This window comes from uncultured Sphingomonas sp., from assembly GCF_936927845.1.
Classification (GTDB): domain Bacteria; phylum Pseudomonadota; class Alphaproteobacteria; order Sphingomonadales; family Sphingomonadaceae; genus Sphingomonas.
Genome location: NZ_CAKZHV010000029.1, coordinates 73,961 through 98,363 on the forward strand (window position 1 = coordinate 73,961; position 24,403 = coordinate 98,363).

The 24,403-nt window shown below is 68.0% G+C and carries 23 protein-coding genes; 15 read left to right on the top strand and 8 right to left on the bottom strand.

Features of this window, described 5'->3' with window-relative positions:
- Positions 1-67: 67 nt before the first annotated feature.
- From Q0579_RS04140 to aroC, 11 genes are all read left to right on the top strand, one after another.
- Positions 68-1,894: a DUF885 family protein gene (locus tag Q0579_RS04140; RefSeq protein WP_298809394.1), complete on the top strand. Its 1,827-nt coding sequence runs from the start codon at positions 68-70 to the stop codon at positions 1,892-1,894.
- 88 nt (positions 1,895-1,982) lie between these two features.
- Positions 1,983-3,431 carry a M48 family metalloprotease gene (locus Q0579_RS04145; protein WP_298809395.1) on the top strand — a complete coding sequence of 483 codons (1,449 nt, stop codon included), beginning with the start codon at positions 1,983-1,985 and terminating at the stop codon, positions 3,429-3,431.
- Positions 3,432-3,525: 94 nt separating this feature from the next.
- Positions 3,526-4,557 carry a glycosyltransferase family 2 protein gene (locus Q0579_RS04150; protein WP_298809397.1) on the top strand — a complete coding sequence of 344 codons (1,032 nt, stop codon included), beginning with the start codon at positions 3,526-3,528 and terminating at the stop codon, positions 4,555-4,557.
- A gap of 156 nt (positions 4,558-4,713) precedes the next feature.
- Positions 4,714-7,116: a circularly permuted type 2 ATP-grasp protein gene (locus Q0579_RS04155; protein ID WP_298809445.1), complete on the top strand. Its 2,403-nt coding sequence runs from the start codon at positions 4,714-4,716 to the stop codon at positions 7,114-7,116.
- Positions 7,117-7,162: 46 nt separating this feature from the next.
- Positions 7,163-8,050 (top strand): transglutaminase family protein, encoded by an 888-nt coding sequence (locus Q0579_RS04160; protein WP_298809399.1) that lies wholly within the window; start codon positions 7,163-7,165, stop codon positions 8,048-8,050.
- 66 nt (positions 8,051-8,116) lie between these two features.
- Positions 8,117-9,067 carry a DnaJ C-terminal domain-containing protein gene (locus Q0579_RS04165; protein WP_298809400.1) on the top strand — a complete coding sequence of 317 codons (951 nt, stop codon included), beginning with the start codon at positions 8,117-8,119 and terminating at the stop codon, positions 9,065-9,067.
- A gap of 6 nt (positions 9,068-9,073) precedes the next feature.
- Complete coding sequence (locus Q0579_RS04170; protein ID WP_298809402.1) at positions 9,074-10,051, top strand: YihY/virulence factor BrkB family protein; 978 nt, start codon at positions 9,074-9,076, stop codon at positions 10,049-10,051.
- Positions 10,048-10,851: an enoyl-ACP reductase FabI gene (fabI, locus tag Q0579_RS04175; RefSeq protein WP_298809404.1), complete on the top strand. Its 804-nt coding sequence runs from the start codon at positions 10,048-10,050 to the stop codon at positions 10,849-10,851. The genes Q0579_RS04170 and fabI overlap by 4 nt, the downstream gene beginning before the upstream one ends.
- The gene (locus tag Q0579_RS04180; protein WP_298809406.1) at positions 10,848-11,243 is read left to right on the top strand and encodes a hypothetical protein; all 396 of its coding nucleotides are present in this window, start codon (positions 10,848-10,850) and stop codon (positions 11,241-11,243) included. Before fabI ends, Q0579_RS04180 begins: the two co-directional genes overlap by 4 nt.
- Positions 11,240-11,761, top strand: a complete 522-nt coding sequence (locus Q0579_RS04185; protein ID WP_298809408.1) for an N-acetyltransferase — start codon at positions 11,240-11,242, stop codon at positions 11,759-11,761. The genes Q0579_RS04180 and Q0579_RS04185 overlap by 4 nt, the downstream gene beginning before the upstream one ends.
- Positions 11,758-12,825 carry a chorismate synthase gene (gene aroC, locus Q0579_RS04190; RefSeq protein ID WP_298809411.1) on the top strand — a complete coding sequence of 356 codons (1,068 nt, stop codon included), beginning with the start codon at positions 11,758-11,760 and terminating at the stop codon, positions 12,823-12,825. The genes Q0579_RS04185 and aroC overlap by 4 nt, the downstream gene beginning before the upstream one ends.
- A 226-nt stretch (positions 12,826-13,051) precedes the next feature.
- On the opposite strand, the gene Q0579_RS04195 is transcribed toward aroC, so the two are convergent.
- Complete coding sequence (locus Q0579_RS04195) at positions 13,052-13,414, bottom strand: hypothetical protein (protein WP_298809414.1); 363 nt, start codon at positions 13,412-13,414, stop codon at positions 13,052-13,054.
- Positions 13,415-13,505: 91 nt separating this feature from the next.
- Positions 13,506-14,795: an adenylosuccinate synthase gene (locus tag Q0579_RS04200; RefSeq protein WP_298809416.1), complete on the bottom strand. Its 1,290-nt coding sequence runs from the start codon at positions 14,793-14,795 to the stop codon at positions 13,506-13,508.
- 176 nt (positions 14,796-14,971) lie between these two features.
- On the opposite strand from Q0579_RS04200, the gene Q0579_RS04205 reads away from it, so the two are divergent.
- Complete coding sequence (locus Q0579_RS04205; RefSeq protein ID WP_298809418.1) at positions 14,972-15,322, top strand: hypothetical protein; 351 nt, start codon at positions 14,972-14,974, stop codon at positions 15,320-15,322.
- A 218-nt stretch (positions 15,323-15,540) separates the two neighbouring features.
- Here the strand turns inward: Q0579_RS04205 and Q0579_RS04210 are convergent, their stop codons facing one another.
- From Q0579_RS04210 to Q0579_RS04225, 4 genes are all read right to left on the bottom strand, one after another.
- Positions 15,541-16,638 carry an ATP phosphoribosyltransferase regulatory subunit gene (locus Q0579_RS04210; RefSeq protein ID WP_298809419.1) on the bottom strand — a complete coding sequence of 366 codons (1,098 nt, stop codon included), beginning with the start codon at positions 16,636-16,638 and terminating at the stop codon, positions 15,541-15,543.
- Entirely contained in the window at positions 16,635-17,027 is a 393-nt protein-coding gene (locus tag Q0579_RS04215) for an endonuclease domain-containing protein (protein WP_298809421.1), read from the bottom strand. Before Q0579_RS04215 ends, Q0579_RS04210 begins: the two co-directional genes overlap by 4 nt.
- A gap of 80 nt (positions 17,028-17,107) precedes the next feature.
- A complete protein-coding gene (serA, locus tag Q0579_RS04220; protein ID WP_298809422.1) occupies positions 17,108-18,685 on the bottom strand; it encodes a phosphoglycerate dehydrogenase in 1,578 nt (525 codons plus the stop codon).
- 138 nt (positions 18,686-18,823) lie between these two features.
- The gene (locus Q0579_RS04225) at positions 18,824-19,975 is read right to left on the bottom strand and encodes a phosphoserine transaminase (RefSeq protein ID WP_298809423.1); all 1,152 of its coding nucleotides are present in this window, start codon (positions 19,973-19,975) and stop codon (positions 18,824-18,826) included.
- Positions 19,976-20,212: 237 nt separating this feature from the next.
- Between Q0579_RS04225 and Q0579_RS04230 the strand changes: the two genes are divergently transcribed.
- Positions 20,213-20,911 carry an extensin family protein gene (locus Q0579_RS04230; protein ID WP_298809426.1) on the top strand — a complete coding sequence of 233 codons (699 nt, stop codon included), beginning with the start codon at positions 20,213-20,215 and terminating at the stop codon, positions 20,909-20,911.
- 37 nt (positions 20,912-20,948) lie between these two features.
- Positions 20,949-21,836, top strand: a complete 888-nt coding sequence (locus tag Q0579_RS04235) for an LOG family protein (RefSeq protein ID WP_298809428.1) — start codon at positions 20,949-20,951, stop codon at positions 21,834-21,836.
- 51 nt (positions 21,837-21,887) lie between these two features.
- On the opposite strand, the gene Q0579_RS04240 is transcribed toward Q0579_RS04235, so the two are convergent.
- Positions 21,888-22,586, bottom strand: coding sequence for a hypothetical protein (locus Q0579_RS04240; RefSeq protein WP_298809431.1), 699 nt, complete (start codon positions 22,584-22,586; stop codon positions 21,888-21,890).
- Positions 22,587-22,593: 7 nt separating this feature from the next.
- Entirely contained in the window at positions 22,594-23,301 is a 708-nt protein-coding gene (locus Q0579_RS04245; protein WP_298809434.1) for a cytochrome c family protein, read from the bottom strand.
- A gap of 106 nt (positions 23,302-23,407) precedes the next feature.
- On the opposite strand from Q0579_RS04245, the gene Q0579_RS04250 reads away from it, so the two are divergent.
- Positions 23,408-24,298, top strand: a complete 891-nt coding sequence (locus Q0579_RS04250; RefSeq protein ID WP_298809447.1) for a prephenate dehydratase — start codon at positions 23,408-23,410, stop codon at positions 24,296-24,298.
- The last annotated feature ends 105 nt before the right edge of the window (positions 24,299-24,403 follow it).

Below are 24,403 nucleotides of genomic sequence, written 5' to 3' on the forward strand. Positions count from 1 at the left end.
TCTTGCAACACCCGTACGGACGGTTAGGCTCGCACCCCTGACCTTCTCTCCTGCACAGGACACCCGCATGGATCGCCGTTCTTTTCTCGCTGCCGGAACCGCGACCGCGGCGCTTTCGGCGCTGCCCTTCTCGCGCGCCGTCGCGCAGACCGCCGGCACACCCGCGGCGGCAGCGCCGGGTGACGCGAAACTGACCGCGGCGTTCGACCGCGTGCTCGCGCAGACGGTCGCCAACTCGCCCGAGTTCGCGACCTCGCTCGGCTTCGACAAGGGCGCCAATGCGCACCTGCGCCACGAACTGGGCGACAACTCGCCCGGCGCGCTCGCCAAGGATCTGGCGCTCTACAAGCGGATGCGCGCCGAAGTCGCCGCGGTGTCGCCCGACACGCTGTCGCCGCAAGCGAAGATCGACCGCGAGGTGGTGCTCTACAACATCGATTCGCAGATGGTCGGACCCGAGCGCTTCGATCTCGGCTCGCCGCAGGGTCCTTATCCGATCACGCAGCAGGACGGCGTGTACTTCTCGCTGCCCGACTTCCTCGCCTCGACCCACCCGGTACAGACCGCCGACGACGCCCAGGCCTATCTTGACCGGCTCGCGCTGATGGACCGGCAGCTTGATAACGAAAGCGCGGTGCAGCGCGAACAGGCGGCGAAAGGCCGCGTCGCGCCCGACTTCTCGCTCGACCTGACATTGGGCCAGATGGCGAAGCTGCGCGGGGCGCCCGCGGCTGAAAGCGGGCTGGTCCAGTCGCTCGTCACCCGCGCGAAGGCAGCGAACCTGCCCGGCGATTGGCAGGCGCGCGCAACCAAGATCGTCGAGTCACAGGTGTACCCCGCACTCGACCGGCAGATCGCACTGGTGAAGCAGTTGCGCACCGGCGCTCGCTCGGCGGCGGGGGTGTGGGCGATTCCGGGCGGCGACGCGCTCTACGCCGCCGCGCTCGCGCAGGCGACCACCACCACGCTCACCCCCGACGAGGTGCACCGCATGGGGTTGGAGCAGGTCGCCGACCTGTCGGCGCAGCTCGACACGATCCTTAAGGGTCAGGGGCTGACGCAGGGCAGCGTCGGCGCGCGGCTCGACCAGCTCAACAAATCGCCGGCGCAGCTTTTCCCCAACACCGACCAGGGCCGCGCCGCGCTGCTCGCCAGCCTGAACGAGGGTGTGAAGGCGATGCAGGCGCGACTGCCGCGCGTATTCAGCAACCCGCCCAACGCGCCGCTGGAGATCAAGCGCGTCGACCCCTCGATCCAGGACGGTGCGCCCAACGGTTATTACTTCCGCGCGCCGCTCGATGGCTCGCGACCGGCGATCTACTGGATCAACCTGAAGAACGTCGGCGACTGGCCCAAATACACGCTGCCCAGCCTCACCTATCACGAGGGCGTGCCGGGGCATCACCTGCAGATTTCCACCGCGCAGCGCGCTCCGACGCACCCCTTGCGCAAGATCGCCTTCTTCAACGCCTATCTCGAGGGCTGGGCGCTCTACGCCGAACAACTGGCGGACGAGATCGGCGGCTATGCGACGCCGGTCGAGCGCGCCGGATACCTGCAAAGCTTCCTGTTCCGTGCAGCCCGCCTGGTCGCCGACACCGGCATCCATACCAAGCGCTGGACCCACGCGCAGGCAACCGACTATTTCGTCAACACGGTAGGCTTCGCGCGCGGTCGCTCGCAGCGCGAGGTCGAGCGCTACTGCGTCTCGCCGGGGCAGGCGTGTTCGTACAAGATCGGCCACGCCGCGTGGCTGCGCGCGCGCGACAATGCAAAAAAGATCGCGGGCGCAAAGTTCGACATCAAGCATTTTCACGACGTGCTCGAATCGGGTGCGATGCCGCTGTCGATGCTGGAGCGGATCGTCGAGGAGCGCGCGCGCTCGGTGGCGTGACGCGCGGAGCGGGCGCGCGCTGATCACCCGCGCGCGCTTGCAACCCTCTCCCCCGGTGCGGCATTGTGCCCGCATCGGGAGGATCATCATGCGTCATCTGTTCGTCGCCACCGCGCTCGCGGCCGGCACCATCGCCTCAACTGCGACGCCCGCGGTCGCGCAATCGGGGGGCGTCCGCGCGATCTCCGCGAGCGAGCGGTCGCAGGGCGCGCAGGCGAACCCGCAACTGCTCGCCGAATTCGGCGGCAAATATGACGGGCCGCAGGCCGCTTATGTCGAGCAGGTCGGCAAGCGCGTGGCGGTACAGTCGGGGCTGTCGAACGCGCAGAACGATTTCACCGTCGCCCTGCTCAACTCACCGGTCGAGAACGCGTTCGCGATCCCCGGCGGCTACATCTACGTAACGCGACAACTCATGGCGCTGATGAACTCGGAAGCCGAGCTCGCCTCGGTGATGGGGCACGAGGTCGGCCACGTCGCCGCGCGGCATTCCGCGGCGCGCAACCGCACCTCGTCGATCGGCGGGCTGTTGTCCAGCGTCGTCGGCGCGGTCGCGGGCAACGGCGCGATCGGGCAATTGCTCGGCGCGGGCGCGCGGCAGGCAGCGGGGCTCTACACGCTGAAATACGGTCGCGATCAGGAATATGCCGCCGACGGTCTGGGCGTCCGCTATATCACCGCCGCGGGTTATGATCCCTACGCCGCGGCAGAGATGCTGGCGCAGTTGAACGATTCAACCGGGCTGCAGGCGCAGATTGCCGGGCGCGACGCCAATGCGGTGCCGACCTGGGCGTCGACCCACCCGAACGGCGCCGACCGCATCCGCCGCGCGCGCGCGCTGGCGCAGGCGACGGGCAAGCCCGACGACGCACCGACGCAGGACACCGCCTTCCTGCGCCGGCTCGACGGCCTGCGCTACGACGACGATCCCGAACAGGGCGTGATCGATGGCCAGACCTTTCGTCATCCGGGTCTGCGCATCCGCTTCACCGCGCCGCAGGGGTATCAGATCGCCAACGGTACCGACGCGGTGACCGTCACCGGCGCGGCGGGGCAGGCGCAGTTCCGCACTGCGCCCGCAAACGACGACCTGGCGGGCTTCATCACGCAGCGCTTCGTCAGCCTCGGCGCGTCCGCCACTGGCGAGATCCGCACCGGCAGCGCGGGTGGCGTGGCGTTCGCTTATTCGACCGTCGGCGCCTCGGCGAACGGGCGCGCGGTCGACGCGACGATCGTCGCCTACCGCTTCCCTTCGGCCACCTACAGCTTCACGCTGGTCACGCAGCGTGGTGCGGGGATCGGCGCCTTTGCGCCGCTGGTCGAGAGCGTCGCCCCGCTGTCTGCGAGCGAAGCCGCCGCGATCAAGGGCAAACGCATCCGCATCGCCACCGTGAAGGCGGGTGACACGGTCGACACGTTCGCGCGGCGAATGGCGTATCCGAGCTACCAGCGCGAGCGCTTCCTGACGCTGAACGGCCTCGCCGCCGACACGCGTCTGACGCCGGGGATGCTGGTCAAGCTGGTCGTCACCGGCTGACGGGGCGCTGGGCGATTAACCGGGTGGGCGACGCGGCGGGTCGCCCGCGCTCGCCCTTTGCGTTCGCCGCATCAGTGCTTTACCCCGCGCGCTTATGCCGTCGCCTCCCGTTCAACGCCCCGCAATCTCCGTTGTCATCCCCTGCTACAACGAGGAAGCGACGCTGCCGCTGCTCCACGCGCGCGTGTCGGCGGCAGTGCGCGGCGTGGTCGGCGACGACCATGAGATCGTGCTGGTCAACGACGGCTCGCGCGACGGCAGCTGGGCCGCGATGCAGCGTCTCGCCAGCGAGGACCGCCACGTCGTCGCGATCAACCTGTCGCGCAACCACGGCCATCAGCTCGCGCTGACTGCCGGACTCGACCTGTGCGCCGGGCAGTATATCCTGATCATCGACGCCGACCTGCAGGACCCGCCCGAACTGCTCGGCGACATGTGCGAGGTGATGGCGCGCGAAGGCGCGGACGTCGTTTATGCCGTGCGCCGCAAGCGGCAGGGCGAGACGTTCTTCAAGAAAGCGACCGCTGCCGCCTTCTACCGCGTGCTCGACCGCGTCACCGATACGCCGATCCCGCTCGACACCGGCGACTTCCGTCTGATGACCAGGCGGGCGCTCGACGCGCTCCTGTCGCTTCCCGAACAGGCGCGCTTCATCCGCGGCATGGTCGCCTGGGTCGGTTTCCGCCAGGTGCCCTTCCCCTACGATCGCGCCGAGCGGCACGCAGGCGAGACCAATTATCCGCTCGGCAAGATGGTGCGGCTCGCACTCGATGCGGTGACCGGCTTCTCCACCGCGCCGCTTCGCTGGGCGAGCCACCTGTCGGTGGTGCTCGCGGGCGTGTCGCTGTTGCTGCTGTTCTACATCGCCTGGGGCTATTTCGCGGGCGACCGGGTGCAGGGCTGGACCTCGACCATGCTGGTCGTCGTGGTGCTGAGCTCGATCCAGATGTTCGTGCTCGGCATGATCGGGGAATATCTCGGCCGACTGTACATCGAATCGAAGCGACGCCCACTCTACCTCGTCGCCGACATTGCAGGACCGGTACATGGCCGCGCCACATTGGGTTTCCAGGCGGAGACGACGATCATCCCGCAGGCACAGGTGGCGGGCGAACGCGCGGCGTGATCGTCACTGCGGCGACGCAGCGCGCTTTCCCTTTGTGTTGCCTTCCCGCTTGACCTAGATCACGCGTCGCACTGCCTAGGGACCGCATTGGCGACACAGCCCGCCTTGTTCGACGCCGGCACCCACGCACGCCGCTGGGTCGGCGATTATTGCGCGATGACCGGCGGCGCCGACGTGCTGTGCGGGTCGGGCGATCTTGCCTGGACCGCGATGCTGGAGGAACTCGCCGCGGTCGCGGGCGACAACCTCGGCCACGCGCGCGAGCGGGTGCAGCGCCACTCGATCGACATCGGCACGGGCTTTCGCGTCATCGGCGAGGCGAACGAGCGCCCCTGGCCCCTGTCCCCCGTGCCGCTGCTGATCGACACCGACGAGTGGCAGCATATCGAACGCGGCGTCGTCCAGCGTGCCGAACTGCTCGAGCTGATACTCGGCGACCTCTACGGCCCCGGCAACCTCGTCTCGCGCGGCCATCTGCCCGCCGCGTTGGTGACGGGCAGCCCGCATTTCATGCGCCCGCTGGTCGGCCTCGCGCCGCCGGGCGGGCACCACCTCCATTTCGTCGCGGTCGAGCTCGGTCGCGGGCCGTCGGGTGAGTGGCGCGTGCTGCGCGATCACCTGCGGATGCCGACGGGTGCGGGCTATGCGCTGGAGAACCGGCTGGCGGTCAGCCGCACGCTCGGCGGACTGCAGGCGCGGTTGAACGTCCGCCGCCACGCGCCCTTCTTCGCCGCCTTTCGCGACGGGCTCGCCGCGGCGTGCCGGCGTAGCGACCCGCGCATCGGGCTGCTGACGCCGGGACGCTACAACGTCAGCTACCCCGAACAGGCACATCTGGCGCGCTACCTGGGGCTGCTGCTGGTCGAGGGCGACGACCTCGCCGCGCTCGAGGACAAGGTTTATGTCCGCACCATCGCGGGGCTGAAGCGGATCGATGCCCTGTGGCGCCGCGTCGACCCGCGGCTGCTCGATCCGCTCGCGTTCGACAGCCATTCGCGGATCGGCGTGCCCGGGCTGATCGACGCCTACGCCGCCGGCAACGTCGTCCTCGCCAACGCGCCGGGCGCGGGCGCGCTCGAGAGCCCCGCGCTGGGGGCGTTCCTGCCGCAATTGTGCACGCGCCTGACCGGCGACGAGCTTCGCCTGCCGCAGATCGCGACCTGGTGGTGCGGGCAACCCGCCGAATGCGCGCACGTCGCCGAGGAATATCGCTCGATGCTGCTATGTTCGGCGTTCGGCAGCGCGACATTGGGCCTGCCGGGCGACAGCGGCGTGGCGGGCAGCGAGCTGGACGGCGACGCACGCGCGCGCTTCGTCGCCGACCTCGCGCGGCGACCGCAGGATTATGTCGGGCAGGAGGTGGTTCGGCTGTCGACCATGCCCGTCGTCGTCGGTGACGCGCTGGTGCCGCGGCCGTTCACGTTGCGCGTCTTCGCCGCGCGCGACGGTGATGGTCGCTGGCAGGTGATGCCCGGCGGCTTCGCGCGGATCGGCGAGCATCCCGACAATCGTGCCGCGGTGATGGGCGAAGGCATGTGGTCCGCCGACGTCTGCGTCCACGGCCCCGAACCGGTCGCACCCGTGTCGCTGCTGCCCGCCGCCGACACGCACCAAATTCGCCGCAATCCCGGCACGCTGCCCAGCCGCGTCGCCGACAATTTCTTCTGGCTCGGCCGCTATCTCGAACGCGGCGAGGCGCTGCTGACCGCGATCCGCGTCATGCTGGGCAATTCGATCGACGCCGACGCGGGCGCGGCGCTCGGCACGGGCACGGTTGCGCATCTGGTGGCGGAGATCGTGGCGACGGGTGCCGCCCCCGCCCCGCCGTCGCTGCGCCGACCCGATCTGACGCAATTCGCGCGCACCGCGATGGAGGCGCCCGACTGGCAGTCGGTGTTCGCGATCAACGCGCAGACGAATCGTATCGCGGGCGGGTGCCGTGATCGCCTGTCCGCCGACATGGTGCGGCTGCTCGACGCGCCGTTCCCGACGCACCGCGGCATGCTCGACCGCGCAGGCTCGCTCCAGCGCCGCTACGCCGCGATCGCGGGTTTGTCGGCGGAGCATATGGGGCGCACCGCGTCATGGCGGTTCCACGACCTGGGCCGCCGGATCGAGCGCGCGGGGGCGATCGTGCGCGCAGGCCGCGCGTTCGGCATGGTCGGCGGCAGCCAGGACGACGTGTCGACGCTGCTCGACCTCGCCAACAGCCAGATCAGCTATCGTCAGCGTTATTTGACGGGCATCGCGCGCGTGCCCGCGATCGACCTGACGCTGCTCGATCCCGGCAACCCGCGCGCGCTCGCCTATCAGGTGGAGGCGATCTGCGAGCATCTGGCGGCGCTGCCGGTGCTGGGCGACGACGGCATGGCCGAGCCGCAGCAGATCGAGGCGACCGAGTTGAAGGCGCTGGTGTCCACGGCGCGCGCGGCGACGATCGATGCCGATCTGCTGAACGACGTCGAGCGGCGGCTCGCGCACATCTCGGACGCGGTCGCCCGACGCTATTTCCTGCAAGGCGCGGAGCCGCTGCGCGCCAGCGGGCTGACGTTGGCATGACCGGGAGCATGACCAGGGGCGTGACCGGCGGCATGGGTCGGTCGGCATGATCTACGATATCGTCCACGTCACGCGCTTCGATTATGGCAATGCGGTCAAGTTCGCGCGCTGCAACCTGCGGCTGCGCCCGATCGACTGGCCCGGGCAGACAGTCGAGGAATACGAGCTGCGCGTCAGCCCGTTCGGACGCACCTATGCAGCGGTTGCCGAAGCCGGGCTCGCGAACGTCACGCGGCTGGTGGTGGAACAGCCGGTGCGGCGGCTGACGATCGAATCGATGGCGCGGATCAGTGTCGACCGGCTGGTGCCGGTGCCCAGCGACAGCGACCCCACGCTCGACCAGATCGCCGCCTGGGCGCGCGCCTCGAACGATCTGTCGGCGGCGAGCCCGGCCAATTACCTCTTTCCTTCTCCGCTAATCCCGCTCGACCGCGACATCGCCGATTATTGCGCGTCCGACCTCGCGCCTGATCGCGGTGCGCTGGAGGCGGGGATCGCGCTAGCGCGGCGGATCCAGCGCGACTTCGCGTTCGACGCCACCGCGACGCTGGTCGACACGCCCCCGCACGAAGCATTCGCGAAGCGTCGCGGCGTGTGTCAGGATTTCGCGCAGATCATGATTACCGGCCTGCGCGCGGCGGGCCTCCCGGCCGCTTATGCCTCGGGCTATATCCGCACCATCCCGCCGCCCGGCCAGCCGCGGCTCGTTGGCGCCGACGCGACCCACGCCTGGGTGTTGCTGTGGTGCGGACCCGATCACGGCTGGGTCGGGGTTGATCCGACCAACGGCATTTGGATGGCGGGCGACCATGTCATCGTCGCGGTCGGCCGCGATTACGCCGAGATCGCGCCGGTCGACGGCGTCGTGCTCGGCTCGGGGGCGCAGTCGATGGAGGTCAGCGTCGACGTCGCGCCGCAGGAAGTCACCGCGTGAGTGCGCCGATTGCACTCACCCCCAACCTGCCCCACATAGTCGGGTAACACACCAAATGGGGAATCAATGGCCGATCCGTACCAGACCTTGGGCGTCGCGCGGGGCGCGTCCGAGGCCGACATCAAGAAAGCGTACCGCAAGCTCGCCAAAGAGCTGCACCCCGACCGCAACAAGGACAATCCCAAGGCGTCCGAGCGGTTCAGCCAGGTAACGTCCGCCTATGACCTCCTGACCGACAAGGACAAGCGCGCGCGTTTCGACGGCGGAGAGATCGACGGCGACGGCAATCCCACTGCACCGTTCGGCTTCGGCGGCGGCGGACCACGCTCCGGTCACGGCGGCCCGGGTGGCATGGGCGGCTTTCAGGGGCAGCAGTTCGACTTTGGCGGCGAAGGTGCGGACATGTCCGACATCTTCGAAGGGCTGTTCGGCGGACGGCAGGCGGGTGGCGGTGGTTTCGCCAGCGGCTTTGGTCGGCGCCAGCAACCGCGCGCGAAGGGCGCGAACGTGCAATACCGCCTGCGCGTCCCGTTCGTCGATGCGGCCGCGCTTGCGCCGCAGCGGATCACGCTGGGCGACGGCAAGACGATCGATCTGAAACTGCCCGCGGGCGTTGAGGACGGCACGCAGATGCGGCTGTCCGGGAAGGGTGAGCCTGGACCGGGTGGCGCGGGCGACGCCCTCGTCACGATCGAGATTGTCCCGCACCGCTTCTTCACCCGCGACGGTGACGACGTGCGCGTCGACCTGCCGATCACCTTGAAGGAAGCCGTGCTCGGCGGTGCGGTCAAGGCACCCACGGTCGAGAAGCCCGTCATGCTGACGATCGCGCCGGGTGCGACCAGCGGCAAGGTGCTGCGGCTGAAGGGCAAGGGCTTCCACAAGAAGGGCGGCGGCCGCGGCGATCAATTGGTCACGCTGATGGTCGACGTGCCCACCGACGATGCCGCGCTCAAGGCCTTTGTCGCGGATTGGCCGGCCGACGAGCGGAACCCGCGCGACGCGATGGGAGTCTGATATCAGGTGACCGACACTGACGCACTGCCCTCGCTGACGCCCGAGGACCGCGCCAAGCATCACGGCCGTGCGCGTGCCGTCATGTCGAAGGAATATGCGCGGGTGAAGCCCGGCAGCGCGTTTTTCGAGGTAGTGAAGCGCGCATCGCTCGGCGTCTACAATGATGGGTTCATCCACGCGGGCAACCTTGCCTATCTCGCGCTGATGACGCTGTTCCCGTTCTTCATCGTTGCGGCGGCCGTACTGTCGCTCGTCGGGCAGAGCACGGAGACGCAGCGCGCGGTGACGAGCTTCCTGTCGGTGCTGCCGCCGGAATCGGCCGAACTGCTGCGCAAGCCGATCGCCGACGTGCTCCAGGCGCGCACGGGATCGCTCTTGTGGTTGGGCGGACTGGTGGGGCTCTGGACGGTTGGCAGCTTCGTGGAAACGATCCGCGACATCTTTCGCCGTGCCTATGGCACGCACGCGACGCAGTCGCTGTGGCGCGCGCGGCTGGGCTTGAGCCTCGCGATCGTCGCGTCCGTGTTCGTCGCGCTGGTCTCGTTCTTCGTGCAAGGCCTGCTGACCGCGGCGGAGCAATTCATCTACCGCCTGCTGCCGTTCGCGCAGAACGTCGCCGGCTGGCTCGGCCTCGCCCGCTTCGTGCCCGCCGCGATCATGTTCGGCGCGCTCTACATGCTGTTCTACTCGGTAACGCCGGGCAAGTACCGCCACAGCGACAATCGCAAATGGCCCGGCGCGCTGTTCACCGCCATCTGGTGGGTCAGCATGACCGCGGGACTGCCGTGGGTATTGTCCAAACTCGGCGGCTACGACCTGACTTACGGCAGTCTGGCCGGCGTCGTCGTCATGCTGTTGTTCTTCTACCTGATCGGGCTGGGGCTGGTGTTCGGTGCGCATCTGAACGCGGCACTGGCGGAACCGCCCGAACCGGTAGTAGAGGGGGTGCCGAATAAGAATGTAGCAGGGACGGCGACGGCGTGAATGGATTGATGGCGGGCAAACGCGGGCTGATCATGGGGCTCGCCAACGATCGGTCGCTCGCATGGGGTATCGCAAAGAAGCTGAGCGAGGCGGGCGCCGAGCTCGCCTTCTCTTATCAGGGTGAATCGCTCGAAAAGCGCGTCCGCCCGCTCGCCGAGCAGCTCGGCTCGACCAAGCTGATCGACTGCGACGTGTCCGACATGTCCCGGCTCGACGCTGCCTTTGACACGCTTGCCGCCGACTGGCCGACGCTCGATTTCGTCGTCCATGCGATTGGTTTCTCCGACAAGAACGAGCTGCGCGGCAAATACGTCGACACCAGCCTCGACAATTTCCTGCTGACGATGAACGTCTCGGCTTACAGCTTCGTCGCGGTGGCGAAGCGCGCGCGCGCGATGATGCCGGAGGGCGGCAGCCTGCTGACGCTCAGCTATTACGGCGCGGAGAAGGTCGTCCCGCACTACAACGTGATGGGCGTGGCCAAGGCCGCGCTGGAGACCAGCGTCAAGTATCTCGCGATGGACCTGGGACCGGAAAACATCCGCGTCAACGCGATCTCCGCGGGACCGATCAAGACGCTGGCGGCGAGCGGGATCGGCGATTTCCGCTACATCCTCAAGTGGAACGAGCTCAACTCGCCCTTGCGCCGTAATGTGACGATCGACGACGTCGGCGGCGCGGGACTGTACCTGCTGTCCGATCTCGCATCGGGCGTGACCGGCGAGATCCACCACGTCGATGCGGGCTACAACGTCATCGGCATGAAGGCCGAGGACGCGCCCGACATCGCGCTGGCGTGAGCGGGCAAGGGCTTCTGGACAAGCTCGGCGTAAAGCCGGGCGACACGCTCGCGTGCGTGGACGTGCCGCCGGCACTTCAGGGCACGCTGCCCGCGGGCGATGCACCCAATGCTGACGCGACGCTGGTGTTCGTACGCGACCGTGCTGGCGCCGCAGCCGCGATCCCGGCAACGCTCGCCCGTTTCACATCGGGCCAGCGGCTTTGGTTCGCCTACCCCAAACGCTGGGGCGCGCACGCCAGCGACATCTCGCGCGATACGGGATGGGAGCCGCTGGCCGCGGCCGACTTCCTCGCGGTCACGCAAGTGGCGCTGGACGACGACTGGTCGGCGCTGCGCTTCCGCCCGCGCACCGAGATCAAGCGGCTGACCCGCGCGAGCGAGCGCGCGTGATCGCGATCGCGCCCGCGACCGGCCAAGACGTAGCCGCGATCGACGCGCTGCTGCGCACCAGCTTCGCGCGCCCGCAAGAAGCCAATCTCGTCCGCGATTTGTGCATCGCGGGCGACATGGTGCTGATGTTCACCGCTCGTGACGAGGACACGGGCGCACTCGCCGGTGCGATCGCCTTCAGCCGCATGGACGTGAGCGTCGCGGGCAAGCCGATTTCGGCCGTGGCACTCGCTCCCATCGCCGTTGCTCCCGCCTACCGAGATCAGGGCGTGGCCGAGGCCTTGATCCAGGCCGGGATCGACCGGCTGGAGCAGGAAGGCGTCGTGCTCTGCTTCACGCTGGGCGATCCCGCCTTCTACGCCCGCTTCGGGTTCGACGCCGACTTCGCGCGCAACTTCACTTCACCCTACGCCGGCGATTACCTCATGGCCCTTCCGCTCCAGGGCGGGCTGATGCCATGCGGGGTGCGTCAGCACGCGCATCATGCGCCCGCCTTCGCGAAACTGTCCGACGCATGAGCTTCAACACCTTTGGCCGCGTGTTCCGCTTCACGACCTGGGGCGAGAGTCACGGGCCTGCGATCGGCGCGGTGGTGGACGGGTGCCCACCGGGGATCGCGCTTGGCGAGAACGACATCCAGCCGTGGCTTGATCGCCGCCGCCCCGGCACGTCGCGCTTCACGACACAGCGGCGCGAGCCCGATCAGGTGCGCATCCTGTCGGGGGTGTTCGAGGGCAGGACGACCGGTACCCCGATCAGCCTCATGATCGAGAACGTCGACCAACGATCGAAAGATTACTCGGAGGTCGCGAAAGCCTACCGCCCTGGGCATGCCGACTACGCTTACGACGCCAAGTACGGCTTTCGCGACTATCGCGGCGGCGGTCGCTCGTCCGCGCGCGAAACCGCGTCGCGCGTCGCCGCCGGGGCAGTAGCACGACTGGTCGTGCCGCAAGTACGCGTCCGCGCCTGGGTCGAGGCGATCGGCGGCGACGCGATCGACCCCGCCCGCTTCGACGACGCGCAGATTCACGCCAATCCCTTCTTCTGCCCCGACGTCACCGCCGCGGCGCGCTGGGAGGAAAAGGTCGACGCCGCGCGCAAGGCGGGCTCCTCGCTCGGCGCGATCGTCACGTGCGAGGCGACCGGCGTGCCCGCCGGCTGGGGCGCGCCGCTATACGCCAAGCTTGACAGCGAGCTCGCCGCCGCCGCCATGTCGATCAACGCGGTAAAGGGCGTCGAGATCGGCGACGGCTTCGCGGCCGCCGCGCTGTCGGGCGAGCAGAATGCCGACCCGATGCGGCCCGGGTCCGATGGCCCAGCGTTCCTTACCAACCATGCCGGCGGGATCGCGGGCGGGATCGCAACCGGGCAGCCGATCCGATTGCGTGTCGCGTTCAAGCCGACCAGCTCGATCCTCACGCCGGTCGAGACGATCACGCGCGACGGCGCCGCCGCCGAAATCGCGACGCGCGGCCGGCACGATCCCTGCGTCGGCATCCGCGGCGTGCCGGTAATCGAGGCGATGGTCGCGCTGGTACTCGCCGACCAGGCATTGCTCCACCGCGCGCAATGCGGATGACCATCAGATTATTGTGACGCTTCCGAAATGATGGGGCGCCCGTCGCCGGAAGGCGGTAAGTTGTTTCTACTCACGTCGATGATCAAAACGCACTGATCCACGGCAACACGCCGACACGGCCACCCTCTTGATGCCTGCTGTTGGTATCTAAGTCTATCTTACCTTCGGGAACAACATGCAGCAGCTCTCGTTGACTGCCCCGATACGAAGGAGAGACTGAGATGCGTTACTTCATTCCGCTTGCCGCAGCGGCGCTGGCACTCCCTGCGATGGCTTCTGCGCAGACCACCGGCGGCACGACCGGCACCGGCTCGACCATGGGCACAATGGGAACCCAGACCGGGACCATGGGCACGCAGTCGGGCACGATGGGCTCGATGCAGTCGCCCACCACAACCGACAGCACGATGTCGACCAATTCGACGATGAGCACACCGTCAACCACCACGACGCGCCCGAGCCGTCGCAGCACGCGCAACCGCTCGACCATGTCGCCGAACTCGAGCTCGAGCACCACGTCCACCACCGATTCGACGATGACGCCGTCGACCGATCCGATGAGCACAACGCCGAACACGATGGGCAGCACGCCGCGCTGAGCGTGGTCTGACCAGAAAATAAAGAAGGCCCGGGCTGGTGCCCGGGCCTTTTTGTTTGCGCGCCTTCTTTGACGGATCTGATTAGTCGGCGAACGGATCGCGGACCAGGATCGTGTCTTCGCGCTCCGGACTGGTCGAGACAAGCGTTACCGGGCAGCGGATCAGTTCCTCGACGCGGCGGATGTACTTGATCGCTTGCGCCGGCAAGTCGGCCCAGCTGCGGGCGCCCGCGGTCGAACCGGACCAGCCCTCCATTTCTTCGTAGATCGGCTCGACCTCCGCCTGATCCTTCGCGTGCGCCGGGTAGTAATCGAGCTCGGCCCCGCGCAGGCGATATCCGATGCAGATCTTGATCGTCTCGAAGCCGTCGAGCACGTCGAGCTTGGTCAGCGCGATGCCGGTGATGCCGCTGACCGCTGCCGATTGCCGCACCAGCACCGCGTCGAACCAGCCGCAGCGGCGCTTGCGCCCCGTCACCGTCCCGAACTCGCGCCCGCGCGTGCCGAGCCGCTCGCCCGTCTCGTCGTCGAGCTCGGTCGGGAAGGGCCCCGACCCGACCCGCGTCGTGTACGCCTTGGCGATGCCGAGCACGAAGCCGACCGCCGCCGGACCCAGTCCCGAGCCACCCGCTGCGGTGCCCGCGATCGTGTTGGACGAGGTGACGTAGGGGTAAGTGCCGTGATCGACGTCGAGCAGCACGCCCTGCGCGCCCTCGAACAGGATGCGGCGACCGCGCTCGCGCGCGTCGTTCAGGTCGCGCCACACCGGCTTGGCGAACGACAGCACAAAATCCGCAATCTCGCGCAGATCCGCGAGCAGGCGCTCGCGGTCGATCGGCGCCTCGCCGAAGCCGGCACGCAGCGCATCATGGTGCGCACACAGACGATCCAACTGCGGCCCCAGGGTATCGAGGTATGCCAGGTCACAGACGCGCAGCGCGCGCCGGCCCACCTTGTCCTCGTACGCCGGACCAATGCCGCGTCGGGTCGTGCCGATCTTCCCCGCGCCGCTGGCGTCCTCGCGCAGCCCGTCAAGATCGCGGTGGAACGGCAGGATCAGCGCGCAGGTATCGCTGACGCGCAGCGTATCGGGCGTCGCGACGATGCCCTGCTCGCCCAGACGCTCGACCTCGTCTCGCAGCGCCCAGGGGTCGAGCACCACGCCGTTGCCGATCACCGACGGCGTGCCGCGCACGATGCCCGAGGGCAGCAGCGACAATTTGTAGACCTTCTCGCCCACCACCAACGTGTGCCCGGCGTTATGCCCGCCTTGGAAACGCACCACCACGTCGGCGCGCTCGGCCAGCCAGTCGACGACCTTGCCCTTGCCCTCGTCGCCCCACTGGGCGCCGACCACCGCTACGTTCGCCATGAGATACAGAACTCCGCCTGCCGCGTGCAGTCCGCGCGCCCTTCGACAGGGCTCGGCGCGCGAACGGTTCCGAATTGTTCGCGGCGCGGGTAGCGGGGCGCAGTCGACGGGTCAACTGCTGGGTGGAAGGTCACACCCCTCGCAGCTACACCCCACCCGAGCGGGAGTATCGCTGATTGGGTGAGATCCGGGTGACCCTGGCGGAAAGGCCGCTGCAGGAAAGCGCCCTGTTCAGTCTTGGTCACCCACTCGTTCGAGCAGCGCGCAACCTGGCTCGCCTGAACGATCTAAGTGCCTGCTTCACCGCGCGGATGAACGCTCTCGCGGCAAACATCGCGCAGATCGCCACCAACGCTATATCAACCCAGTATCGGACCGGTGAAGCCGCCGAGGTCGCACCGTGCGTGGCAATGCCCGATCGAAGCGCGTTCGCGAGCCAACCGGTGGTAATTACCAATATGGACAACAACGTCAGAAACACAGTAAAGGTCGGATGTTTGGCGAAGAAACCGTCTGGCTGTGCCTGAGGCTCGACACGAGCAATCCCAGCATGCACGTGCCACGCCGCCCGCAAGATCAGAACGATGCAGGTGACTATCAGGCCGCCGAAGAGCCATAGTCCAATCGTTGCCAGCCGCACATTATCATTCATGCATGCATGATGGCATGCGGAACCTAACTCAGGCTTAAGAATAGCCCGCTGTGATCAAAACCTTCCTGATCATACGCTTGCGAGCATTAGCGGTCAGACTGCTCTAACTCTCCCCGCCTCCCACACGTGGGTGCACAATTGCGCGTCGGGCGTATCGTCCGGCTCCAACGCCGCGACGGTGACCCAGCCTTCCGCACGCATCTCCGCGCCGGCTGCGCCTGGTGTACCGAGCGGCAGGAACAGGCGCCGCCGCTCGGGCGCGGGCTCGCTCGCCAACCGGTCGCCGTAGAGCGAGAAGCCCGTCGCGGCCTCCTCCGCGCCGCCCTCGTGGACGATCGTATAGGTGCCGCCGCGCCCGATCTCCGCGCCTGCGCCACGCGCGAACAGCGAAAAGCCGAGCCAGGTCTGATACTCGAACCCGTGCCGCTCGGTCGGATCGAGCGTCAGCGCGACGCGCCCATCGACCGCGCGCGCGATCTCGGCGAGGCCGTCGAGCCGCGACGCCAGCACGCCCGCGGCGTCGAACGCGCGCAGCCGCGCCAGCGCCTGATCGAACGGCCCTGCGGCCTCAACCAGCGGCAGGTACGCCGGCGCGATCTGCGCGACAGTCCCTGCGTCCTTCGCGTCCAACCGCTCGCGCAGCACCGCGAGTTGGTCGGCCGCAACCGGCATCGGCCCGGCGGCGAGCGCGTCGACAAGATCAGGCAGTGTGAAGTCGATCGACACGCCCGACACGCCCGCTGCCTCCAGCGCCTCGACCGCGACCGTCACGACCTCGCGCGCGGCCGCGACCGAGTCGAGCCCGATCAGCTCGGCCCCGATCTGGCGCAGCTCGCGCGCGGGCGACAGCTGTCCGCCGCGCAGTTTTAGGATCGAGCCGGCGTAGCTCAATCGAACCGGGCGCGGGTGGTGCGCCATCCGCGTCGCCGCGACCCGCGCGACCTGCGCGGTGAGATCGGGCCTGACCGCCAGCGTGCGCTGCGACACCGGATCAACGAACCGCACCGCGTCGGTCAGTCCACCGTCCTTGAGCCGGGTCGCCAGGCTCTCGGCATATTCGGCGAGCGGCGGATCGACGCGCTCGTAACCGTGCAGGCCGACAGCGGCGAGCACGCGCGCCTCGATCGCCGCGGCGGCATCGGCGTGCGGCGGCAACCGGTCGCGCAACCCTTCGGGAAGAAGCGCGGTCACGCGTCCGACTCCCTCTCCCCTGCGGGGAGAGGATTAGGGTGAGGGGCTGCCCGAAGCGCAGCACTGATGGCGGCCAGAACGCCATCCATATTACCCATCACGTCCGCGTTGGTGAACCGGATCACACGATAGCCTTGCGTCTTGAGCCACGCCGTCCGTCGCTCGTCACGCGCTCCGTCGCCCGCGTGGGTGTCGCCGTCAACCTCGACGATGAGCTTGTATTCACGGGCGCAGAAATCGGCGACGTAGCTGCCGATGACGACTTGGCGGGAGGATTTGACGCCGTGAAATTGGCGGTTACGCACGACCGACCAGAGCCGACGTTCTGGCCCGGTCATCTCGCGCCTTGAGCGGCGAGCGCGGTCGCGAGGCACGGGATCGGTCTGCATGGCGCAAACATCTCTGACGTCCGCGTCTGCCGCAATCCCTCACCCAACCCTCTCCCCATAGGGGAGAGGGCTTTAGGCGATCAGAACGTCAGCCCCATCGCGATCTTCACGCCCGGCAGCGCCTTGACGCGCCCGAGCAGGTCGCCCGTCACTGCCTCATCGACCGACAGCAGCAACACCGCCTCGCCGCCCGCCTGACGGCGCCCGAGGTGGAAGGTCCCGATGTTGACCCCCGCCTCACCCAGCAGCGTACCCAGCCGCCCGATGAACCCCGGAGCATCCTCGTTCACCACGTAGAGCATCGGCCCGGCCAGGTCTGCCTCGACCTTGATCCCGAACAGCTCGACCAGCCGCGGCGCGGCATCGCCGAACAGCGTGCCGACAACCGAGCGCTCGCCGTCAGCGGTGCGAACCGAGACGCGTACCAGCGTGTGGTAATCGCCCTCGCGCTCGCTCCTGATCTCGCGCACCTCGACCCCGCGGTCGCGCGCCAGCAGCGGCGCGTTGACCATGTTGACGGTCGCGGTCTGCGTGCGCAGGAAGCCGGCGAGCACGGCGCTGGTGATCGGCTTCTGGTTAAGCTCGGCGGCCGCCCCCTCGGTGTGGACCGAGATGCGGTCGATCGCGCCGGTCGAGAGCTGCCCGACGAGGCTACCGAGCTTCTCGGCGAGCGCCATGTACGGCTTCAGCTTGGGCGCTTCCTCCGCCGACAGGCTCGGCATGTTGAGCGCGTTGGTGACCCCGCCCGACACGAGATAGTCGGCCATCTGCTCGGCTACCTGGATCGCGACGTTGACCTGCGCCTCGGTGGTCGACGCGCCCAAATGCGGGGTGGAGACGAAATTGGGCGTGCCGAACAAGGGCGACGCCTTCGCCGGCTCCTCGACGAACACGTCGAGCGCCGCGCCCGCAACCTGGCCTGAGTCGAGCGCGTCCTTCAGCGCCGCCTCGTCGATCAGCCCGCCGCGCGCGCAGTTGATGATCCGCACGCCCTTCTTCGTCTTGGCGATGTTCTCGGCGGACAGGATGTTGCGCGTCTGGTCGGTCAGCGGCGTGTGCAGCGTGATGAAGTCGGCACGCGCGAGCAGCTCGTCGAGCGTCACTTTCTCGACGCCGATCTCGAGCGCGCGCTCAGGCGTCAGGAACGGATCAAACGCGATCACGCGCATCTTCAACCCACGCGCGCGGTCGGCGACGATCGAGCCGATGTTGCCCGCGCCGATCAACCCCAGCGTCTTGGAGGTCAGCTCGACACCCATGAAGCGGTTCTTCTCCCACTTGCCGGCCTGCGTCGACGCGTCCGCCTCGGGCAATTGCCGCGCCAGCGCGAACATCAGCGCGATCGCGTGCTCGGCGGTGGTGATCGAATTGCCGAACGGCGTGTTCATCACGACGACGCCCTTCGCCGACGCCGCCGGAATGTCGACGTTGTCGACACCGATTCCGGCGCGGCCGACGACCTTCAGGTTGGTCGCGTGTTCCAGTAGGTCGGCCGTAACCTTGGTCGAGGAACGGATTGCCAGGCCGTCGTAATCGCCGATGATCGCCTTCAGCTCATCCGGCGTCTTGCCGATGATCTCGTCCACCTCGACGCCGCGATCGCGAAAGATCTGCGCCGCACGCGGGTCCATCTTGTCGGAAATCAGTACCTTGGGCATGTCTTTACTCCCTCTCCCCTGTGGGGAGAGGGTCGGGGTGAGGGGCTGCCCCACACGCCGACCCTTAAGTTGATGTGAAATGAAGAGGTCGCCCCCTCACCCAACCCTCTCCCCAGCGGGGAAGAAGGCTAGAAAAAATTACGCCTTGGCGCTCGCGTAGGCCCAGTCGAGCCACGGCCCGAGCGCCTCGATATCGGCGGTATCGACCGTGGCACCGCACCAGATGCGCAGGCCCGGCGGCGCGTCGCGGTAACCGGCGACATCGAACGCCGCGCCTTCCGCTTCGAGCAGCGACGCCATCTTCTTGATCAGCGCCTCGTCCGCGCCCGCGACCGTCAGGCAGACGCTGGTCTTCGACCGCGACGCCTCGTCCTCGGCCAGATGCCCGAGCCAGTCACGCTCGGCGACGATCTTGTCGAGCGCCGCGGCGTTGGCATCCGAACGCGCGATCAGCCCGCCCGCACCCAGGGATTTCGCCCATTCAAGCGACCAGATCGCATCCTCGACCGCCAGCATCGAGGGCGTGTTGATCGTCTCGCCCTTGAAGATGCCCTCAGACAATTTGCCTTTGCTCACCAAGCGGAACACCTTGGGCAGCGGCCAGGCGGGGGTATAGCTCTCCAGCCGCTCGACCGCGCGTGGCCCCAGGATCAGCACGCCGTGCGCGCCCTCGCCGCCCAGCACCTTCTGCCAGCTGAACGTCGCCACATCGATCTTGTCCCACGGCAGGTCATAGGCGAACACGCCGCTGGTCGCGTCGGCGAACGACAACCCCTCGCGATCGTCCGCGATCCAGTCGCCGTTCGGCACGCGCACGCCGCTCGTCGTGCCGTTCCAGGTGAACAGCACGTCGTTCGACCAATCGACTTGGCCGAGGTCGGGCAATTGCCCGTAATCGGCGCGGATCACGGTCGGATCGATCTTGAGCTGCTTGACCGCGTCGGTCACCCAACCCTCGCCGAAACTCTCCCACGCGAGCGCGGTGACCGGGCGCGCGCCCAGCATCGTCCACATCGCCATTTCGAACGCGCCGGTGTCGGATCCGGGGACGATACCGATCCGATGCGTGTCGGGCAGGCGCAGCAGCTCGCGCATCAGGTCGATGCAATATTGCAACCGCTGCTTGCCGAGCTTGGAACGGTGCGAGCGTCCAAGCACCTCGGTGGCGAGTTTGGCGGGGTCATAGCCCGGCGGCTTGGCACAGGGACCGGATGAGAAATACGGCCGCGCCGGCTTGGTCGCGGGTTTCTCGGGCGCACCCGTGACGGGGGCGGCAGTCGTATCAGTCAATGTCAACTCTCCTCACAGAGAGCACGCGCGGCGTTGGGACCGCGTGGCCCGTCGACCGCGCTGAAGCAAATGGCGGCGGGCGTCAACCGCTCACATGGATCAACGCTCCATCACAGCGCGGCGGACACCACGTCTCGTCGGGCGCCGGCACCAGCCCGTCGCAGCGCGCGACATCGTTAACGAGGCGGCAGGAAAGCGCGTCCTACGCCTTCCGTTGAACAACGGGGCGAGCGGAACGTGCGTGAGCGGCGGGTGGATGAACGACGGGGGCGCATTGCGAGCACGCGCGCCGTCCGCTCGCGCCTGGTCGCTGCGACGATCATCCTCGCCGTGCTCGCCGCGTGCGGGCGCACCGAGCGTCCCAGCACCGCGCCGCGCATCACCGAGGCGCCGAGCGTGCGCGAGACGCAGCGCTGCTTTGCCGATCTGCGCGCGATGGGGGTCGATTTCCAGCCGTTGCCTGACAAGCAGACGGGGCCGGGTTGCGGGCTGACGGGGACGGTCAAACTGCTCGACATCGGCGTGCCGACCGCGAACCTCGGTGCGGTCCGCTGCGGCGAGGCGCGCGCGTTCGCCGGATGGGCGCGGAACGGCGTCGCGCCGGCGGCGTACCAAATCCTTGGATCGGAACTGTCGCGGATCGTCAGCATGGGCAGCTACGCATGCCGTAACACCGTCGGGACGAGCGGCCCGGCGCGCCGGTCGGGGCACGCGGTCGCCAACGCGATCGACGTCGCGACGTTCGAGTTGAAGGACGGGCGCCGCATCAGCATCCAGCGCGACTGGAACTCGCCCGACCCCGACGTGCGGCGGTTCTTGCAGACGATCCACACCTCGGCGTGCCGACGGTTCGGAACCGTGCTGTCGCCCGATTACAACGCCGCGCATCACGATCACCTCCACCTCGAAGACGATCGCACCAGCTTCTGTCGTTAGTCTTGCAGCCGTCATCGGCGCAGCTTATCGCCCCGGGATGACAGAAACCCGCGTACCTAGCCGCGTCTTCCCGCGTGCCAAGCAGGATGCCGACGCCGCTCGTCAGAGCATCTCCACCCCGCAGACCGAGAGCCCGGCCTACAAGCTCGCGTTCCAGGACATGGACTTCCTCGTCCGCGAGGACCTGCGCCCGGTCCGCTTCCAGCTCGAACTGCTGAAAACGCAGCTTATCCTGGAGGAAGCGCATATCGGCTCGACCTTCGTCTTCTACGGCTCGGCGCGCATCCCCGAGCCCGCCAAGGCGCAGGCGCTGCTCGACATGGCGACCGACGACAAGAGCCGCCGCATCGCCGAAAGCTTGGTCGCCAAGTCGAAGTACTACGACATGGCGCGCGAGCTGGCGCAGCTCTGCTCCAACTTCCCGCGCGACGAGGCGGGCAAGCGCCACTTCGTCGTCTGCTCGGGCGGTGGTCCGTCGATTATGGAAGCCGCCAATCGCGGCGCGACCGACGTTCACGCGGAATCGATCGGGCTCAACATCGTGCTGCCGCACGAGCAGGCGCCCAACCCGTACGTCACGCCGTCCTTGTCGACGCAATTCCATTATTTCGCGCTGCGCAAGATGCACTTCCTGCTCCACGCGCGCGCGCTGGCGGCATTCCCGGGCGGGTTCGGCACGTTCGACGAATTGTTCGAGCTGCTGACGCTCATCCAGACCGGGAAGATCGAGCCGATGCCGGTGCTCCTGTTCGGGCGTGAATTCTGGGAGCGCGTGGTCAATTTCGACGCGCTGGTCGAAGAAGGCGTGGTGTCGGAGCGTGACCTCGGCATCTTCCGCTACGTGGAGAGCGCGGCCGAAGGCTGGGCAGTCGTTCAGCAATTCTACCGCGAACGTCAGGAAAAGACGCCGCAGCCGCCGCGCTGAACCAAGGTGCCATGCCCCTTCCCTGACGAGGGAGGGGGCGTTGAAGGCGCCTTATTTGACCGGCTGAACTTGGTCGTACGTCGTTCGCGTGGCGAGCGTACCCGATTTGCCCATCAGCGCTCCGGCGGTGCGGCTGGCAATCTCTGCCGGGACGACCGCGCCGTTCGCGAGTGCGGTGTAGCGTGCGTCGGCGACCAGGCTCTGCACCGAGGCGACCAGCATAATGCGGAACGGCTTGTTCGTCATGAAGCGCACGCGCTCAAGAAAGGGCGCGCGTCCGCGCATGTTGACGACCGCCTCGGCCTGCGCATCCGCCGAGGCATCGTGCGGGCCGATCTTGAGCGTGCCCGCGGGCAGGCGCGCGAAGCGATAGGTGGTGACGCCGTTCGCGTCGGTGCGCGTCGCTGCGCTCGCGAACCATTTCGCATTCTCGCCGTAGGACGGGACGCGGTCGCGCTTGATCTTGCGCCAGCCAGACAAATCCTTCGGCGTCGGCGCGTGCCCGTCGACCGAGACGAGCGACCAACGGTCCGGCTCGGCGCGGCGCGGGTCATATTGCTCGACCAGCGTCTTGCGCTCGGCCCCGCTGCGCTCGACCACCGTCGTCTGGCGAAACGCGAACCCATCGCTGCGCGTCGCGCGCATCCCGGCGAGCAACCGCTCCTGCAAGGCGTCGGCGTGCGCCGCGGTGGCGGGGGCGAGCAGCAACGCGGCCCACCCGACGATCCGGCCGACGGGCAGGCGGCGCACGGTCGGTTTACTGCTTGGCAGGCGGCGGGGTGACCGCCAGCGCCTTGTCCTTCGACGCGTTCGGATCGACCGAAGGCGCACCGGAGGCGGGCGTGCCGGTGTTGGCGATATCGGCGGTGTTGCCCTTCGCCGCGTCGGTGACGTTCGCGACCGCGGCATCCTTCGCGCCCGGATCAGTACCGGGTGCAGGGGCGGCGGGCAGCGGCAGGTTCGAGCCCTGCTGGTTGAGGTACGCGATCACGTTGGCGCGGTCTTCGGGGTTGGACAGGCCCGCAAAGGTCATCTTGGTGCCGTTGGCGAATTTGCGTGGGGACGTCAGCCACGCGTTCATGCGCTCGAAATCCCAGGTCCCGCCGACCGATTTCAGCGCATCGGAGAAGGGGTAACCGCCCTTGCCCTGCGCGATCCCCTCGCCGAGCGTCGCGTACAAATTCGGACCGACGCCGTTCGCGCCGCCTTGGTTGATCGTGTGGCAAGCGGCGCACTTCTTGAACACCTCGGCGCCCTTCGCCGGGTCCGCGGTCGGTAGCAAGGACGCGATCGGCACCGCCTTCGCGTCACCGCCGCCGCCGGCTTCCTCGACGCCTTCGATCGCGTAGCCCATCTTCTCGGGACGTTCGCCGTGGAAGATCATGCCGCCCACGATCGAGAGCCCCAGCGCCGCACCGCAGCCAGCCAGCACCCAGCCCGCAATCGTGTTGTTCCGATCGTCCATGTCGTGAAACCGCCCCTAATTGTGTTCAACCCATAGAAAAGCATCCGCGACGCTGCAAGCGCACTTGAGCGATGCCACGGCGCACCCTACCCGCGGCATCAAACCGATGCAGACCTACGCCGCCCCCGCCCGCCCGATCGTCGACGCGATGATCGCCGCCGCCGCCGCCGAGCCCGACCGCGCGGTGTCGTTCCAGGGCGCGCCCGGCGCCAACAGCCACGTCGCGGTGACGGAAGCGTTTCCCGACGCACTGCCGCTGCCGTGCTTCTCGTTCGACGACGCACTCGACGCGGTAAAGGACGGGCGCGCCGCGCACGCGCTGATTCCGATCGAGAATTCGCTCCACGGGCGCGTTGCCGACATCCATTTCCTGCTGCCCGAATCGGGTCTGGTGATCACCGCCGAGCACTTCCTGGCGATCCGTCACGCACTGATGGGCGTGGGCGCGCGCGACGAGGTGGCGGAGGCGATGAGCCACCCGCAGGCGCTGGGGCAGTGCCGCCACTGGTTGAAGGCACACGGCATACAACCTGTGAACTATCCCGATACCGCAGGCGCCGCCGCGATCGTCGCCGAACTGGCCGACCCCCGCGTCGCCGCGCTCGCCCCGCCGGGCGCCGCCGCGCTCTACGGGTTGAACCTGCTCGGCGTCGACATCGCCGACGCCGACCACAATATGACGCGGTTCGTGGCACTGGCGCGCGGCAGTCGCCCGCCGATCGGCGAGGCGACGTGGATGACGACGTTCATCTTCGAGGTGAAGAACGTGCCCGCCGCGCTCTACAAGGCGATGGGCGGCTTCGCGACCAACGGCGTCAACATGACCAAGCTGGAATCCTACCAGCGCGGCGGCAGCTTCGCCGCAAGTGAATTTTTCTGTGACGTGGAAGGCAAACCGGGCGAGCCGGGCTTCGACCGCGCCATGGAGGAACTGGGTTTCCACGCCAAATGGGTGCGCGTGCTCGGCACCTACGCGCAGGCGCGCCGCCGCGGTTGAAGCGATTGTGGCGACTGCCGGGTCGTCGAGACAACGGACGCGATGCCTAGGTGTTTGATCCCACGGTTTGATGGTGCGATCCTTTCGTTGGAATGGAAGGAAGCC

Bases quoted from the DNA above. Each gene is read 5' to 3' on its own strand.
- Q0579_RS04165 (WP_298809400.1), top strand. From the start codon at position 8,117: ATGGCCGATCCGTACCAGACCTTGGGCGTCGCGCGGGGCGCGTCCGAG.
- Q0579_RS04160 (WP_298809399.1), top strand. From the start codon at position 7,163: ATGATCTACGATATCGTCCACGTCACGCGCTTCGATTATGGCAATGCG.
- Q0579_RS04215 (WP_298809421.1), bottom strand. From the start codon at position 17,027: ATGCAGACCGATCCCGTGCCTCGCGACCGCGCTCGCCGCTCAAGGCGC.
- Q0579_RS04150 (WP_298809397.1), top strand. From the start codon at position 3,526: ATGCCGTCGCCTCCCGTTCAACGCCCCGCAATCTCCGTTGTCATCCCC.
- Q0579_RS04235 (WP_298809428.1), top strand. From the start codon at position 20,949: ATGACAGAAACCCGCGTACCTAGCCGCGTCTTCCCGCGTGCCAAGCAG.
- Q0579_RS04145 (WP_298809395.1), top strand. From the start codon at position 1,983: ATGCGTCATCTGTTCGTCGCCACCGCGCTCGCGGCCGGCACCATCGCC.
- Q0579_RS04200 (WP_298809416.1), bottom strand. From the start codon at position 14,795: ATGGCGAACGTAGCGGTGGTCGGCGCCCAGTGGGGCGACGAGGGCAAG.
- Q0579_RS04155 (WP_298809445.1), top strand. From the start codon at position 4,714: ATGACCGGCGGCGCCGACGTGCTGTGCGGGTCGGGCGATCTTGCCTGG.
- serA (WP_298809422.1), bottom strand. From the start codon at position 18,685: ATGCCCAAGGTACTGATTTCCGACAAGATGGACCCGCGTGCGGCGCAG.
- Q0579_RS04250 (WP_298809447.1), top strand. From the start codon at position 23,408: ATGCAGACCTACGCCGCCCCCGCCCGCCCGATCGTCGACGCGATGATC.
- Q0579_RS04245 (WP_298809434.1), bottom strand. From the start codon at position 23,301: ATGGACGATCGGAACAACACGATTGCGGGCTGGGTGCTGGCTGGCTGC.
- aroC (WP_298809411.1), top strand. From the start codon at position 11,758: ATGAGCTTCAACACCTTTGGCCGCGTGTTCCGCTTCACGACCTGGGGC.
- Q0579_RS04140 (WP_298809394.1), top strand. From the start codon at position 68: ATGGATCGCCGTTCTTTTCTCGCTGCCGGAACCGCGACCGCGGCGCTT.